At 63.1% G+C, this 16309-nt stretch carries 13 protein-coding genes; 5 read left to right on the top strand and 8 right to left on the bottom strand.

Features of this window, described 5'->3' with window-relative positions:
* Positions 1-7 precede the first annotated feature (7 nt).
* A complete protein-coding gene (locus KHO23_RS01470) occupies positions 8-766 on the top strand; it encodes a lysophospholipid acyltransferase family protein (RefSeq protein WP_211608990.1) in 759 nt (252 codons plus the stop codon).
* A gap of 44 nt (positions 767-810) precedes the next feature.
* Positions 811-1701, top strand: a complete 891-nt coding sequence (locus KHO23_RS01465; protein WP_211608989.1) for a M48 family metallopeptidase — start codon at positions 811-813, stop codon at positions 1699-1701.
* Positions 1702-1811: 110 nt separating this feature from the next.
* On the opposite strand, the gene KHO23_RS01460 is transcribed toward KHO23_RS01465, so the two are convergent.
* From KHO23_RS01460 to KHO23_RS01435, 6 genes are all read right to left on the bottom strand, one after another.
* The gene (locus tag KHO23_RS01460) at positions 1812-2210 is read right to left on the bottom strand and encodes a hypothetical protein (RefSeq protein ID WP_211608988.1); all 399 of its coding nucleotides are present in this window, start codon (positions 2208-2210) and stop codon (positions 1812-1814) included.
* A gap of 25 nt (positions 2211-2235) precedes the next feature.
* Positions 2236-2622 (bottom strand): lactoylglutathione lyase, encoded by a 387-nt coding sequence (gloA, locus tag KHO23_RS01455; protein WP_211608987.1) that lies wholly within the window; start codon positions 2620-2622, stop codon positions 2236-2238.
* A 105-nt stretch (positions 2623-2727) separates the two neighbouring features.
* The gene (locus KHO23_RS01450; RefSeq protein WP_211608986.1) at positions 2728-4380 is read right to left on the bottom strand and encodes a long-chain-fatty-acid--CoA ligase; all 1653 of its coding nucleotides are present in this window, start codon (positions 4378-4380) and stop codon (positions 2728-2730) included.
* 83 nt (positions 4381-4463) lie between these two features.
* The gene (locus KHO23_RS01445; RefSeq protein WP_211608985.1) at positions 4464-6284 is read right to left on the bottom strand and encodes an alkyl sulfatase dimerization domain-containing protein; all 1821 of its coding nucleotides are present in this window, start codon (positions 6282-6284) and stop codon (positions 4464-4466) included.
* 109 nt (positions 6285-6393) lie between these two features.
* Complete coding sequence (locus KHO23_RS01440) at positions 6394-7083, bottom strand: TetR/AcrR family transcriptional regulator (protein WP_211608984.1); 690 nt, start codon at positions 7081-7083, stop codon at positions 6394-6396.
* A 162-nt stretch (positions 7084-7245) separates the two neighbouring features.
* Positions 7246-8202, bottom strand: a complete 957-nt coding sequence (locus KHO23_RS01435) for a LysR family transcriptional regulator (protein WP_211608983.1) — start codon at positions 8200-8202, stop codon at positions 7246-7248.
* Positions 8203-8304: 102 nt separating this feature from the next.
* Here KHO23_RS01435 and KHO23_RS01430 point away from each other — a divergent pair, with 102 nt between their 5' ends.
* Together KHO23_RS01430 and KHO23_RS01425 are read left to right on the top strand one after the other, a co-directional pair.
* On the top strand, positions 8305-9651 hold the full coding sequence (locus KHO23_RS01430) for an MFS transporter (protein WP_211608982.1): 1347 nt from the start codon (positions 8305-8307) through the stop codon (positions 9649-9651).
* 273 nt (positions 9652-9924) lie between these two features.
* Positions 9925-12921 carry an autotransporter family protein gene (locus tag KHO23_RS01425; RefSeq protein ID WP_211608981.1) on the top strand — a complete coding sequence of 999 codons (2997 nt, stop codon included), beginning with the start codon at positions 9925-9927 and terminating at the stop codon, positions 12919-12921.
* 9 nt (positions 12922-12930) lie between these two features.
* On the opposite strand, the gene KHO23_RS01420 is transcribed toward KHO23_RS01425, so the two are convergent.
* Entirely contained in the window at positions 12931-14040 is a 1110-nt protein-coding gene (locus tag KHO23_RS01420; RefSeq protein ID WP_211608980.1) for a porin, read from the bottom strand.
* A gap of 354 nt (positions 14041-14394) precedes the next feature.
* Here KHO23_RS01420 and KHO23_RS01415 point away from each other — a divergent pair, with 354 nt between their 5' ends.
* A complete protein-coding gene (locus KHO23_RS01415) occupies positions 14395-15333 on the top strand; it encodes a DMT family transporter (RefSeq protein WP_211608979.1) in 939 nt (312 codons plus the stop codon).
* Positions 15334-15399: 66 nt separating this feature from the next.
* Here KHO23_RS01415 and rsmA read toward each other — a convergent pair whose 3' ends face one another.
* Entirely contained in the window at positions 15400-16266 is an 867-nt protein-coding gene (rsmA, locus tag KHO23_RS01410) for a 16S rRNA (adenine(1518)-N(6)/adenine(1519)-N(6))-dimethyltransferase RsmA (protein ID WP_211608978.1), read from the bottom strand.
* Positions 16267-16309 lie beyond the last annotated feature (43 nt).

The following is a 16309-nucleotide window of genomic DNA, read 5'->3' as shown; positions in this document are numbered from 1 at the left end:
CACGCCGATGCGCTTCATTCGTTCACTGCTGCTGCTGATCTACCTCTTGCTCTTCACGGTGCCGTACGCGATCGCGTGCTTCATTGCGTTTCCGTTCATGCACGCCGACAAGCGTTACTGGATGGCGGCCGGCTGGTGCCGCGCCACGCTCCATACGGCGCGCTGGTTGAACGGCATCCGCTACAAGATCGAGGGTTACGAGAATCTTCCCGATGGTCCGGCCGTGCTGCTGTCCAAGCACCAATCGGCATGGGAAACGCTGGCGTTTCCGGCGCTGATGCCGCGGCCGATGTGCTATGTGTTCAAGCGCGAGCTGCTGTACGTGCCGTTTTTTGGCTGGGCGCTGGGCCTGCTGAAGATGGTCCACATCGATCGCAAGGAAGGCAAGTACGCGTTCGACTCGGTCATCAAGCAAGGCAAAGCGCGCATGGCGGAAGGCGCCTGGGTGATCATGTTTCCGGAAGGTACGCGTACGCCGACCGGCAAGCAAGGCAAGTACAAAACAGGCGGCGCGCGTTTCGCGATTGCTGCCGGCGCCCCGGTCGTGCCGATCGCGCACAACGCCGGACGGGTGTGGCCGCGCAACTCGTTTCTCAAATATGCGGGTATAGTCACAGTGTCGATCGGCAAGCCGATCGACACCACGGGGCTCACGCCCGATGAAGTGAACACGCGCGTCGAACAGTGGATCGAAGCAGAAATGCGTCGCATCGATCCTACTGCGTACCGCGCGGCGGATAGCACCTCCGCCGCCGCACCAATCTGACGCGCCCGCGCCCTCGAAGGCGCATTTGCGCGAAGCCGAATCCGATGCAGAAGTCTCCTACGTCGCAGCCCGCTGCGGCGCTCGATAACCGGCAGCTCGATCTCCCGCTCTTCGCCGAGCCGGGGTCGACGTCGTCGTCCCCAACACCCTCCGCACCTTTGGCGGGCTCGCAAAGCGGGCAGCAGCCGGCTGTGCCGCTCGCACCGGACGGTACCAAGCTGCGCAGCCTCACCATTGGTTCGCGCACGCTGCACTATGTGCTCAAGCGCTCGGCACGCCGCTCGATCGGCTTTGCGATCGACAGCACCGGCCTGATGATTACCGCACCACGTTGGGTCACGCTCGCCGATATCGAAACCGCGATCACCGAAAAGCAGCGCTGGATTTTCACGAAGCTGATCGAGTGGCAAACGCGTGTCGAACAGCGCGCGTTGCCCAAGGTCGACTGGAAAGACGGTGCGGAAGTGCCGTATCTCGGTCAGCCGGTGCGCGTGACTCTCGGCTCGCCGCAAGGCATGTTGGCGTTCAACGCGAATGAAGGCGCATTGCAAGTGCCGTTGCCGTTGCACGCCGATCCGCAGCAGATCAAGGATCGCGTGCAAGGCTGGCTGCAAGGCGAAGCAAAGCGCCTGTTCGGCGAGCGTCTCGCGATTTACGCGGAGAAGCTCGGCGTCAACTATCGCGCGTATGCGCTCTCCTCAGCAGCTACGCGTTGGGGCAGTTGTTCGAGCGACGGCAAAATCCGCCTGAACTGGCGGCTGATCCACTTCCCGCTTTCGATCATTGATTACGTCGTGGCGCACGAGTTGGCGCATCTGCGCGAGATGAATCACAGCCCGCGCTTCTGGCAGACGGTCGAGTCGATTTTTCCGGAATTCCGCGAAGCGCGGCAGACGTTGAAGTCGCATCCGCCGGAATTGCTGCCGACGCTTTAAGGCCTTCAGGTTTTCTTCGGCCCTTCATGACTTCGGCCTTCGGTCATGAAGTCACGTACTCTTCAAGCCGGCGCTTCAACCCGAAGCCCCGGCCCTCTGAAACCCGCCTCTCATTCCGTGCAGAACGTTTCCTGCAGGTGACGCCACGTCACCTTGCCGTGCGCATCGAGATCCATCACCGCTGTCGAGCGCCGCACGTTCGCATTACCCGCGCTGTCGCTCTGATACTCACGATATTTCACCACCGCGCCCGACGGATACTCGGACACGATCTCCATATCGCGGATTTCGATCTGCGAGCCGGGACGCGCGCCGTTCAACTTCGCGAAAATCGCGCGCAGGCCCGCGTGGTCGAGTGCTAGACCGGACGGCATGACCAGCGTGAATTGCGGAGCGAAGCGCGCCATGATGCGATCCAGCGCGGCGTGATCCGCGGAGCCGTCGAACAAGGCCTGGATTTCGACGTGAATGTCGCCAAGTTCTTTGAAGTAGGGATTGCTGTTATTCATTGCTTGTCCTCGCCCGGCGCCTACGTCACTTTTTCTTCTGGATGAACTCGATCTTGTAGCCGTCCGGATCTTCGACGAAAGCGATCACGGTGGTGCCGTGTTTCATCGGGCCGGCTTCACGCACGACCTTGCCGCCTTGGGCCTTGATCTTGTCGCATGCCGCGTACGCGTCTTCGACTTCGACAGCGAGGTGCCCGAAGCCGCTGCCGAGGTCATACGACGGCGTGTCCCAGTTGTGCGTCAATTCAAGGACGGTGCCGTCGCGCTCGTCCGTGTAGCCGACGAAGGCCAGGGTGAACTTGCCATCCGGATAATCGTCGCGGCGCAGCAGTTTCATACCGAGGATGTCGGTGTAGAAGGCAATCGAACGGTCCAGGTCGCCGACCCGGAGCATGGTGTGAAGCAGGCGCATCGTGTACTCCCAAGTGCGTGATGTCGAGAATGACAATGTACCCGGAATCACGCTGCGCTGCAGCGCGCGCCACACGCGGCGAGACGCGTGGCACGCCCGATTTCATCAACCCACGCTTTTCACCTCGTCGCGCAAACTGCGCCGCAAAATCTTGCCGACGGTGGTCTTCGGCAGTTCGCTGCGGAACTCGACGATCTTGGGGCGCTTGTAACCCGTCAGTTGCTCCTTGCAGAACGCGAAAATGTCCGCCTCGGTGAGCGCCGGGTCTTTCTTCACGACGTAAAGCTTCACCACCTCGCCCGACTCCGCATCCGGCACGCCGAGCGCCACCACTTCGAACACGCCCGGATGCTTCGCGACCACGTCCTCGATTTCGTTCGGGTAGACGTTGAAGCCCGAAACCAGAATCATGTCTTTCTTGCGATCGACGATCTTCACGAAGCCTTCTTCCGTCATCACACCAATGTCGCCGGATTTGAAGAAGCCGTCCGGCGTCATCACCTGCGCGGTTTCATCGGGACGGTTCCAGTAGCCGGCCATCACCTGCGGTCCGCGAATGCAGATTTCGCCGCGTTCGCCGGGCGGCACTTCGCGGCCAGCATCGTCGCGAATCGAGATATCCGTGGACGGTAGCGGCAAGCCGACCGTCCCGGTGAACACGGTGGATGTCGGCAGATTGGTAGTGGCGCACGGCGAGGTTTCCGAGAGCCCATAACCTTCGACAATCGGCACGCCGGTCAGTGCTTGCCAGCGTTGCGCGACGGCCTGCTGCACCGCCATGCCGCCGCCGTTCGATTGCACCAGCTTCGAAAAGTCGAGCGTTTTGAAGTCGGGTTCGTTCAGCAGCGCGTTGTACATGGTGTTCACGCCAGGGAACGAGTTGATCGCGTAGCCTTGCAAGGTTTTGATCAGTCCCGGCAGATCGCGCGGATTCGGAATCAGGATGCCCAGGCCGCCGCAACGCATCGTCAGCAAGCCGCAGACCGTCAACCCGAAGATGTGATACAGCGGCAGCGCGACAACCGTGATGTACTGCTTGATGTCGGTGCGCCCACGATAAACCGGTTCGCGCCACAACTCCGATTGCAGGACGTTGGCAATCAGATTGCCGTGCAGCAGGGTCGCGCCCTTCGAGACACCGGTGGTACCACCGGTGTATTGCAGCACCGCCACGTCGTTTTGCGTGAGCGCGACGGGTGTGAAGCCTGCGTCCGAACCACGCGCGATTGCATCGTTAAACGCAATGCACGCAGTTGGCGGCACGTTGTCCGCAATCTCAGGACTTCCGGCACCGAGCATCTCGCCGATCGAGGTCAACACGACATGCCTGATCGACGTGCGCGCCTGCACAGCCTCGAGCGTCTTCGCGAACGGTTCAAACAGCACGATCGCTTCTGCGCCGCTGTCGTTCAACTGATGCTCGAGCTCTCGCGGTGTATACATCGGATTGACGTTCACCACCACGTAACCGGCACGCAGGATCGCCGCCATGACCACCGGATACTGCAACACATTCGGCAGCATCACGGCAATTCGCGCACCGCGCGCAAGACCTACCGATTGAAACCACGCGGCAAGGTCGCGCGACTTCGCATCGAGCTCGCCGTAGGTCAATTCGCGGCCCATGCAGACGAACGCGCGCTCGGCGGTGTGCGTCTGAAAACTCCGCTCCAGCAAATCGCCGACAGAGCTGAACCGCGTGGCGTCGATCTCCGCCGGTACGCCCGGCGGATAGGACTTCAACCAGATTTTTTCCATGTCTCCTCCTTGGGTTTCGCATCGCGATGCGCCAATGCACGATGTGCCGCCGCGCCGGCGCGCCGATGCGAGCCGCGCTGCTTCTATCGACCAGTCAGTGCGGGCATACGCCGCGCAGGCCGGTCGAAGCAATCGAAGAATCTACGCAACTGCTCAGCCGTGCCGCGCTCCAGCATGACTGTGCCGCTCTCCAGGCACTTCGGCAACTGCGTCGCCATGTCGCGCAGTATGCCGTACAGGGTGCTGGTTTCCAGCGCGAGTTGAACGTCGATCGCCGAAGGTGTCCGCTCGTGAATCTGCAACACGCCACGCCGCAATTCGAGCGCATGGGTTTCATTGCGATCCGTCACGCGGAATACGAGCGTCATCTGCACATCGGCGCAGCGTTCCGGATCGACGTTCACGCTGAAGCGCTGGAACACATTGCGCAACGGCTGGGCGCGCAACACATCCACCGAGGCGAGACTGGCGCTGCCCCCAAACGGCAGTTCCTCGTAGGCGTGCTCGAGTTCGCGCGCCGCGCTCAGATACCAGTTGCGCCAGTTGGTGTTCACCGTGCGGTAGCCCAACTCGCGCAATGCGCTCGCCTTGATATTGCGCGCGTCGGCGTCGGTTTTATCGCGGCGCACCAGCAGCGTGGCCAGCTCCGCGGCCCAGCGCCAGTCCGAATCGTCCAACGCGACGAGCGCCGCGGCGCGCACCGCTTCCGCGCCGCCCATCATCTTCACCATACGCTCTGAACGTTCAACGCGCGGCAGCGGATCGAGCGAGGCCGGATCGCCATCGAACCAGCCGAGTTGGCCGCTATACACCTGTCGCACCGAATGCTTGACCGTGCCGTAGTACTCGCCGAGCCACGCATGCTCCGCGAGATGCGGGGGCAGCGCGGGAATCGCCTCAGCGAGTTCGTCCGGGCTCAGCCCGAAGTTCATGTGGCGGATGGTCTGGTCGTGGATGAACTGAATCGCGTCGCGATACACGCACAGCACTTCGGCGACATACTGGGCACCCGATACCGGACGGCCATGCGCCGGCACCATGTGCACCGCGTTGAAGCCGCGCATCATGTCGATCGTCTGATACCAGCGCACCGGGTCGCGGTAGCGCGTGCCGCGTAGCGTATGCACGTTCGCGAGGCATTCGCCCTGGATCACTTCTGCCGAGAGCAGCACGCCGAGTTCGGGCAGCCACATGACGATTTCGTCGTCGGCTTCCGAGGGCGCGTAGCGGAACTCGAAACGTACGCCCGCCAGCACGATGTCGAGCTTGTCGTCGAACACGCGAGTCGGCGCGAAGAAGCTCGCCGGCTCGGCGATCAGCACCGGCCCGATACCCGCGTTGACTTTGCCGGTCGCACCGGGCGGCAGCAGCGTGCCGAAGCTGTACGCCGAACGCGTGGCGAGAATCGGCGCCACGAGGTTCGCGTTGTTGATCACGGTGTCCATCAAGGAGCGATGCGCGATGATCTCGACGCTGCCCGCCTCGAGCGCGGCTTCGTCGACGAAGGCACGCACGCCGCCGGTATGGTCCGTGTGGTTGTGCGTGTAGACCACGGCCTTGACGGGCAGCGCGGCGTGCCGCGGATCGATCGCACAGAAGTCCTCATAGATGCGTTTCGCAGCGGACACCGCTTCGGTCGCGTCGATGACCACGACGCCGTCATCGCCCACCACGAAGATGATGTTCGCGATCGCATAGCCGACCGCGCAATACACGCGCTCCGCGACGCGATAGATACGCTGCGCCATGCGCCGCGAGTGTTCGGTGAGGCGCGGCGGCACCGTCGGCGCGGCGATGGCGAAGGCGAGATTCACACCGGCATCGAACGCGACATCGAGCGGTTCGCCGATATGCGGCGCGTCGAAGGCAGGATTACGGACCCGTTCTGGGCAACATGAGCTCATGCGATGTCTCCTTGAATATTCGGCTGCGCGCAAGGGAAATCGCGCGATGCCTGGATAGGTCTTCTATGAATGGAATCGGAATTCTTATTCCGGTTTTTGGATAAAAAAATCAGCGGTCCGGCAAACCGAGACAACGTCGCAGCCGGATTTGCAGCCACGAACGCAGTTGCCTGCTGGAGAGCGACAAAGGACCGGGGTCGTTCAGCACGCTGTTGACCAGCATACCGAGAATCAGTTGCAAAGTGGCGTGCACTTCAAATTCGAGCGCCTGAGTAGCGTCGTGACCGGCCTTGATGCCGCGCGACAGTGCCAACGCGCTGACAAGACGCGGCACGATCATGGCCAGCACCTCATGATTGGTCGACTTCACGGCGTCCCAGCTGGCTTTGCGCTGCGATGCCTGTAGCAAGGACGCGTGATACAGCCCGCGATTGCGCCGGAACGTCACGACGTAAAACGAAATGACTGCATCGGCAAGCGTGCCCGCGTCGTTCGAACGCCAGGCCGGGTCACGCTCGACGGTCTCGCGCACATGCTCGAGCCCCTCTTGCATCGCCGCTTCCTGGACGACTTCGAAGAAGCTGTCCTTGTTGTCAAAGCGCCGATAGAACGCGCCGATCGACGTACCCGCGCGCTCGACGATGTCGTTGATCGACAGATCGTCGAGATTGCCGCTCGCTTCGATCAGCTCGCGCCCGGCTTGCAGCATGCGCACGAGCCCCTGCTGGCTGCGGGTCTGACGCGGCGCCGCGATGCTGCTGGGCTGCGTTTCGCGGCTGCGTGGTGAAGTCGTCGTCATGCGGTGTTCTGCCTCGGTTCGCTGCTTTGAGAAAAGAAAGACTCACGGCAAACCGGAATCTGGATTCCGAATCGTCCGCGATTGGGACCGCTGTGTCAACCGCATCCAGGGTAATCACGGGGGCCGGTCATGCGATCCTCCGGCCGCCGTTCAGCGGCCCATTCATGTCGCCAGTGCGTCCAGGTGCAGCAGGCCCTGAGCGGCACGGTTGGCGTCTTCCATCAGCTGTTCGGCGAGTCCCAAGGCGGAATACGCGGCGGGCGAAAGCGTGCGCTCGGCCAGATACACCAGCGCGAATTCCAGCGCGAGACGCGGCGGATTGGCGAGCGGGATGCGCGCGAGGCGCCGCATCTCGAGATCGCGCCGCACCGCGGACGCCGTGGCGAACAGAACGGCATCGGTCCGCGCAACGACGTCCTTCAGCACGGCCACGTCGTTGCATTCGATCTGCAACGGAATCTGCTCGTGGGCGCGGTACTTGAGCAGGCGATGCAGGGCGTCCTTCATGAATGCGGGCAAGGTCACGGAGACCAGCGGAAACTCGCGCAACGCCGCGAGCGGCACCGTGTCGCGCGCAAACAGGGGATGGTCCGGCCGCGCGAACCAGCCGCCCTCGTGACGCGGCAGGCGCTGCATCGTGACGTCGGGCGTCACGGGCGGCACGCGGCGGTCGGTGACGAGAAAGTCGATCTGTTCGGCGCGCAGCTTGCCGAGCAGCGCATCGCCTTCACCGAGCTCGATCGACACCTTGATCTTCGGAAAGCGTCGCGCGAACTCCACCAGCAGGTCCGGCAACAGCACGACGGCCGCATAGGGCCCGAGGCCGATGCGCACCTCGCCGAGTTCGTGGGCCTTCAGCAATTCGACGTCGCGGAACAGGCAGCGCGTTTCGAACAGCACGCGCCGGGCGCGCTCCACCAGCAACCGCCCGGCCGCCGTCATCGCGACACCGCGTGCGGCGCGGTCGAACAGCTTCATGCCGACTTCCTCTTCCAACGCCTGAATGCTGCGGCTCAACGCCGGCTGGCTCAGATGAACCCGCTCCGCGGCGCGTGCAAAACTGCCTTCCTCGGCGAGCGCGATCAGATGGGTAAGACGGCGGGAATTGACCTCATGCATAGTTTGCAGGCTCCCGATAAAGAGAATGCACTTGAACAATTCACTTATACCACCTCAAATGGGCGAAAACCCAGCGCCCCGCGCCAGAATTGGAGACACGCTTTGCCCACCATCCTCAGCAGCACGGAGCGCTGCACGGCGCTTGCCGCCGACACGGCGTCGATCCAGACCGCCCACGCGCGCGAGGCTGCGCAGGGCCGCCGCTGGATCGTTGTTGCCTCGCTGTTCCTGTTCATGCTGATCAACTTCGCCGACAAGGCCGTGCTCGGTCTGGTCGCGATCCCGCTGATGCATGACATGCAATTGACGCACGGTCAGTTCGGCCTTGTCGGCAGCGCGTTTTTTGTGTTGTTCTCGATCTCGGGCATTGCCGTCGGCCTGATCGCCGACCGCGTCAATATGAAATGGCTGCTCGCCGCGCTTGCGCTGATCTGGGCGATCGCCCAGTTGCCGCTCGCATGGCCGACCAGCTTTGCCGTGTTGCTGTTATGCCGGGTCCTGCTTGGAGCGGGTGAAGGGCCGGCCTCGCCACTGGCGCTGCATGTGGTTTACACCTGGTTCGATGACCACGAGCGTAATCTTCCCACCGCCATCGTTCAACAAGGGGGGACGGCCGGCGTGATCATCGCGGGACCGTTGCTCACCTATATCTCGCAGCAATGGCACTGGCACGCGACGTTTCTCACGCTCGGCGCGGTCGGCATCGGCTGGACTGTCTTGTGGCTGTGCCTGGGCAAGACGGGCAATCGTCAGCACAACCCATCACCTGCGTTTGCCGTCGCGGCGGCCGGTCCGCGTGCAGCGTCGCTGCGCTTTCGGCGCATGCTGAGCGATCGCACGGTCATCGGCGTGATGCTGCAATGCTTTGTCGGCTATGCGGTGATCGCGATCGGCTTCACCTGGGTGCCCGCGTATTTCAGGCTCGGCCTCGGTTTTGCCGCGACCCAGGCCGGTTGGCTGTTCGCGCTGCAAGTCGCGGCGCAAATCCCGCTCGGCATCGCGCTCGCGATGGTTTCGCATCGCATGCTCAAGCGCGGCGTGCCGTCCAAGGTAGCGCGCGGCAGACTGATCAGCGCGGCATGCGTGGTGAGCGGGTTTGCGTACTGCTCACTGTTGTTGGGCATGCCGCCGTTCGTCAAGATCGCCCTGATGGGGCTCGCCAGCGCGTTGGCGATCCAGACTTTCACCTTCGGTCCGATGCTGGTCGCCGAAGTCGCGCCGGCGGCGCGGCGCGGGGCCCTGCTCGCGGTCACCAACTCGATCGTCACGACCGCCGGTCTGATCGGACCCGTCGCGATGGGCAAGCTGCTTGGCGCAACAGGCGACGTGGGTGGCTATGAAATCGGCTTCGCTGTGACCGGCACGCTGCTGTTGATCGTCGGCGCAGCGGGTTTCGCCTTGATCGATCCACAACGCTCGAAGCTGCGCATGGAAGGCACGCCTGGGTAAGACTTGCGGCTGCGTGCCGGCATGGTTTGCAGGTGGTTTTTGATTGGCATTACCCTGAGCGCTGTGCGGCGTTTGTCCCGCGCAGCGCTACTTCCCGCGCACGATTTGATGCGGCGCGTCGCCTGCCTCCTGCGTCTTCCGAGTCGTTGACTAAATTCGTCAGACAGTACATTCTCTTGCACACCGTCCAGCCGCGGTATCCCTAGAGACGGCGCAGCACACATAGCGAACTCCACAGGAACTGACCAGGCCTGTTCTACTGAGGGACACTGTATGCGTCGTGCATGCTCGCGGCATGTGCCTGTTCGTTTGCGTCTGTACGAAGCTCTTTCGTCCGCGCTCGGAATAGCGCTCCTTCTGCCATGCGAGTCTGCGTTCGCCGCCTGTGACAACACCGCACCGCTTAGCGGCCAGACCGTCACCTGCAGCAGCAGCGCCCCCAGTCCGTCCACTGCGCCGGTCGCCGCGGTTGCCGGCAGCGCCAACGTCACGGTTAACGTGCAAGCAGGCGCCGAACTCGACGTCACCGGCAATAACGTCGTTCTCGTGCGCGACGGCAGCACCGTCACCAATCTCGGCACCTTGCACGGCGCCGGCGACACCTTCGACGCCATCTCGGCACAAGGCGCCAACGGCGGTGCCGGCCATGACGTCCTGATCAATCGCGGCACGATCGTCACGAGCGGCGTCGAATCGGAAGGCATGTTCAATAGCTCTGCCGCGGTGACCATGCTCAACGACGCCGCTGGCGTGATCCGCACCACCGGTAACAACTCAGTCGCGATGCACGACTTCGCGAGCCCCGGTGGCGGCACGCTGACCAACAACGGCACGCTGTCTACGAGCGGCGACGGGTCTCACGGCATGGCCGCGTTGACGAACAACGATACGCTCGTCAACAACGGCTCTATCACCACGACGGGCACCAGTTCGTACGGCATGGTAGCCAATGGCAACGCCGTCGGCGGCACCGGCGGCAACGTGCTGACAAACCACGGCACCATCGACGTCTACGGTGCATATGGCCACGGCCTGGTTTCATTGGATACGGCACCCGGCGTCGTGACGAATACCGGCTCGATCATCGCGCATGGCCCAAACGGTCTCGGCGCGTTCCTCGCTGGCAAGATCACGCTAGACAATCTGGCGGGCGCAAGTATCGTCAGCCAGCAAGCCAACTCGATCGTGGCAAACGGCGGCGGCACGTTCAACAACGCCGGCACGATTGCAGGCGCGATCAACGCGATCGCCCTGACCGGCGGCGCGGCGACCATCACCAACAGCGGGGCGATCACCGCCGCGGGCAGCCAGGCGATCAGTGTGATCGGCACGTTCGACACCGTCATCAACAACACCGGCACCATCGCCGGCGGTAACGGCCGCGCGATCTGGACCGACAGCGGCAACGACACGTTCAACTGGAGCGGCGGCACCGTCACCGGCTTCGTGTGGCTCGGCGCAGGCGACGACACGGCCAACCTCGCCGGCCTCACCGACGCCAATCTCGCCGGCGTGCCGAGCTTCGACGGCGGCACCGGCAACGATGTACTCAACTTCAACCACACGTCGGCGAGCGGCCTCGGTCGCTTCGTCAACTGGGAGACCGTCAACGTCACCAATGGCAGCCAGTTGACGCTCGACGCCAACGGCCTCGTGCTCGGCGACAGCGGCACGCTGACCGGCGCGCTGAATATCGATGCGAGCAGCACGGTGTATGCGGGCGGCTTTGGCGGCACGGCGACAATCGCTCCGGCGGTGGCGGGTCAGCGCGTGAACGTCAATAATGCAGGCACCATCGATCTGACCAACGGTGCGACAGCGACACACAATACGCTGGTGATCGATGGCAACTACACCGGGCTCAACGGTCGCTTGCTGTTGCAGACGGTGCTCGGCGGAGACGGTTCCCCGAGCGACAAGCTGGTGATCGCGCAAGGCGTCGGCGCCGGCAATACTTTGCTCGGCGTCACCAACGTCGGCGGCTCCGGGGGTGTCACGCTCACGGACGGCATACTCGTGGTGCAGGCAAGCAACGGGGCGACGACGACGGCGACTGCATTCACGCTGCCGAAACCGCTGTCCGTGGGCGCCTACACGTATTACCTGTTCAAGGGCGGCGTGAGCGCGGGAACGGCGGATAACTGGTATTTGCGCTCGAGTCTGGCTGCCGTGCCGACGCCGACTCCGACTCCGACTCCGACTCCAACTCCAACTCCAACTCCAACTCCAACCCCAGACCCCGCAGCCGTGCCGATCGCGGCGCCCGGCACACCGCCCCTGCCTGCGCCGCCACCCGCAGGCGCCGCCGCGACGCCGCTCTACCGGATGGAGGTGCCCGTCTATGCCGAGGTCCCGGTTCTCGCGCGCGAACTGGGTATCGCGCAAATCGGCACCTTTCATGACCGCCAGGGCGAGCAGGGACTGCTGAACGAAAGCGGCCCGCTAGCCGCCGCATGGGCGCGTGTCTGGGGCGAGCACGCTTCACAAAGCAATGGCGGCGCCGCCAACCCCGAATTCAGCGGCACGATGGGAGGCGTGCAAGTGGGTCACGATATCTACGCGGATCGCAGCGCAAACGGCCATCGCAATCACTATGGTTTTTTCATCGGCTTTGCCCGCGCCCAAGGCGACGTGAACGGGTTCGCGCTCGGATTTCCCGATCTGTCGGCCGGGCGGCTGTCGATCAATGCATACAGCGCGGGCCTTTATTGGACGCACATCGGTCCGGGCGGCTGGTACACCGATGCGGTCGCGATGGGCAGTTCGCTCACGCTCGATCCATCGTCGAATCAGGGCGTCGGCGCGACCACACATGGGCATGCAGTGACAACTTCGCTGGAAGCCGGCTTACCGATTCCACTGCGCGCCGATCTCAGTCTCGAACCACAAGCACAACTGATCTGGCAGCACGCATCGATCAACGATCTCAACGACGGCATTTCGACCGTATCGTTTCACGCGGCAAACAGCCTGGTGGGCCGGCTCGGCGTCCGCCTGCAAGGCAGCTTCGAAGGTGCGGGCGCGCAGTGGCAACCGTATCTGCGCGCGAATCTGTGGCGCTATTTCAATGGTACCGATAGCGCGACCTTCGCCGGCACGACCGTGATTCCTACCGATGTCGCCGCCACGGCCGCCCAGTTCGGCATCGGCATGGTCGCGCATTTGAGTGCTCGCGGCAGCGTGTTCGCCACGGCGAGTTACACCATGAACGTGAACGGCGAACACCGCAGCACGGTGGAAGGCAATCTGGGTGCGCGGTGGAGCTGGTAAGTGCCCAGCTCAGAATTGATGCCGCACGCCGGCCATCAGGCCGATCTGGCTACCCTTCTGCGCAAGCCCGATCCCGTTGACACCCTGCAATTGCGCGCCGATCAGATCGCCCCGGTATAGCGCGTAATCGCCTTCCAGATAGATATCGGTACGCCTCGACAGGTTGTAGTCGGCGACCAGTTGGTATTGCCATGCCGAACCGTCCTGCGCGGCGGTCTTGCCGTCCTGCAGCGTGCGCCAGACGTTCGCCGCGAAGTGCCACGTGGTGCCGACCTGCTGCATGATGCCGCCCATGATCATGCGACGCCGCGAAAAGTCGGTGTACTTGAGCGCGGCCAATGCGGGCGCGGTGAACGGCCCGTTGGCGAAATTCGAAAAGCCGGCGTCGTTCTGATCGACGATATAGCCGACCGAGAACCGCGTGAAATTCCAGGTGTATGACCCGCCGAAGGTCCACGCTTTCGCGGCTGCGCCATTGACCGAATCTTTCGACTCCTGATACGCGCCGCCGAAGGTGAACGGGCCGCCCGGCGCGTAAGCGGCAGCCACGCCGACCTGGCTGCCGTACGAGTTGCCCGCGTTGCCGCCAAATGCATAACCGGCGGCTAAATGGAAACCGTTATATTTCGCCTGATACTGCACCTGGTTGCTGGTCCAGATACCGCCCGTCATTGTCACTTCCGGCTGGAAGCTGAAATCGTACGGAATCCAGATATTGCTGCCGTAGCCACCGATAGTAATGCCCTCGATCATCACGTTGTACTGACGGCCAAAGATCACCTGGCCATAGGAATCCGAGCGCACGCCTACTTGCGCTTCATTGAAGAACGGCAAGGTGGGATCGCTTTGGCCGGTATTCATGTAGAACCGGTTTTCGAGTTTGAAGAACGTTGACCAGCCGCCGCCCAGATCCTCGACGCCCCTTATACCCCAGCGGCTCTCCGTCATGCCGCCGTTACCGAGCCCAATCGACGAATCGCCCGCCTTGTTTGCGTGGGTCAGATACCGCACACTCTCGTCGATTACGCCGTAGAGCGTCACGCTCGATTGCGCATGGGCCATCTGGCATGCCAGCGCTGCGGGCAAGGCGGCCATGGCCCACCTGCTTACGTTCTTCATTTCGTCTCCTCATACAGGTTTCCGCTTTTCACGGATATTCGACACCGCCACGCCTGACGCAAAGTACCGGCACATTGCGCATTGGCGGCCACGCAAATCGACAGGCAGGGAGCCGGGTCCGGCGGGGAACCTGGCATGACGGCCCATACAGGTTCGTTGAATAAGCTGACGAAATGCGCGTGAGTGAACCTTAGCGCGAAACCGGGGCAGTTAGAAAATAGACTGACTTAAGTGTTGTTCTGTCATCTAAGGGCTTGCAGCTTGTAAGAAGCACGCGTAGGCGGTGGGGTCATCGAATGGCGGAGCGGACGGTTTTGATATCGTATGACCTGTCATCGCCACTCCATGAAACCCATGAGCACCACCGCCCTGCCCGCGCGCCGCACCCCGGATAGCTTCGCCATCCTCCTGATGATCGGCTTGTGCGCGATCTGGGGACTGCAGCAAGTCGCGATCAAGAGCACCAACGCGGCACTCCCACCGGTCTTCCAGGCAGGCTTGCGCTCGGCGATCGCGGCCGTGCTGGTTTGGGGCTGGGCGCGCTCGCGCGGCACCCCGCTCTTTCGCGACGACGGCACGTTAGGCGCCGGCTTGCTCGCGGGCGTGCTGTTCGCGGGGGAATTTGTGTGCATTTTCCTCGGCCTGACGCTGACCAGCGCCTCGCGTATGGCGGTCTTTCTGTACACCGCGCCGTGCTTTACGGCGCTCGGGCTGCACTGGTTCGTCGACGGCGAGCGGTTGCGGCGCATTCAATGGCTCGGCATCCTGGTGGCGTTTGCGGGTATGGCGCTGGCGTTCGCGGACGGCTTCCTGCATGGTCATGGGGCGCAGGGCTCGACCCTGAAGGGCGTCGCCGGCGACGCGCTCGGCGTGCTGGCCGGCATCGCGTGGGCGGCGACCACGGTGGTGGTGCGTGCCACGCGCCTCGCCCAGTCGAGCGCCAGCAAGACGCTGTTCTATCAATTGACCGTGTCGGCGGTGGTCCTGCTCGCCCTCGCGCTGGGGCTCGGCCAGGCGCGCGTGGACATCGTCACGCCACTCGCGGTGATGAGCCTCGCGTATCAGGCGGTGATCGTGGCGTTCGTCAGCTATCTGGTGTGGTTCTGGCTGTTGACGCGTTACATCGCGTCGCGCCTGTCGGTGTTCTCGTTCCTGACGCCGTTGTTCGGCGTGACCTTCGGCGTCTTGTTGCTCGGCGAATCGTTCAACCTGCGCTTTCTGATGGCAGCGGCGCTGGTGCTGACCGGCATTGCGCTGGTCAATGCGCCGGCGAAACGCCGGGCTGCTTCTTAAGGAGCGGGGTGTTTTCAGACGCGCTGCAGGACACAGCGCGCTGTCTTTAAGACCGCGCGGTGCAACTCAGGCGTCGGCGGTCCCGGCGGCTGCCGCGCCACGCGTCGGCGAAGCCGCCACGATCTGCGCCACACGCACATATTCGGCCACCGGCACATCTTCGGCGCGGCGTTGCAGATCGAAGCCCAGCGCCTCGAAATCCACCGCGTCGCGGAACGCAGCTAACGTATTGCGCAGCATCTTGCGCCGTTGCGAGAAGGCCGCCGTGACCACCTCGCCGAGCACGCGCTCGTCCACAGCCGGCAATTCATGCAGCTCGTACGGGATCATCCGCACGATCGCCGAATCGACCTTCGGCGGCGGATTGAATGCTTCGGGCGGCACGTCGAGTTGCTTGTCGATCACGTAGCGGTATTGCAGCATCACCGACAGGCGGCTGAACGCCTTGGTGCCCGGCTCCGCCACCATGCGATCGACCACTTCGTTCTGCAGCATGAAATGCTGGTCGATCACGCGATGCGCGAACGTGGTCAGGTGAAACAGCAGCGGGCTCGAAATGTTGTACGGCAGATTGCCGACAATGCGCAGCGAGGCTTTCTCACCCGGTGCCGCCAGCGTGCCGAAGTCGAACGCGAGCGCATCGCCCGCATGCAGCTCGAGCAGGTCGCCGAATTTTGTCTTGAGACGGCCAATCAGATCGCGATCCAGTTCAACCGCGTGCAACGGCGCTTCGGGCGTCGCCAGACGCTCGATCAGCGGTTCGGTGAGCGCGCCAAGCCCTGGCCCGATCTCGACCATGCGCTCGCCGCGCTGCGGCCGGATCACGTCGACGATCGAATCGATCACGCCCATATCGACCAGAAAATTCTGCCCGAAACGCTTGCGCGCGATATGGCCCTGGTGCCGGCCCTGTTGCTGTCTGCTGGTGGACATCGAAGAAACGCTTTGAAAGAGAACTGCTTAAGAATAGGAGCAA

Source organism: Paraburkholderia haematera, from assembly GCF_905220975.1.
GTDB classification, from domain to species: Bacteria; Pseudomonadota; Gammaproteobacteria; order Burkholderiales; family Burkholderiaceae; genus Paraburkholderia; species Paraburkholderia haematera.
The sequence above is the reverse complement of the archived record's forward strand: the minus strand, read 5'-3'. Positions and strand labels throughout refer to the sequence as shown.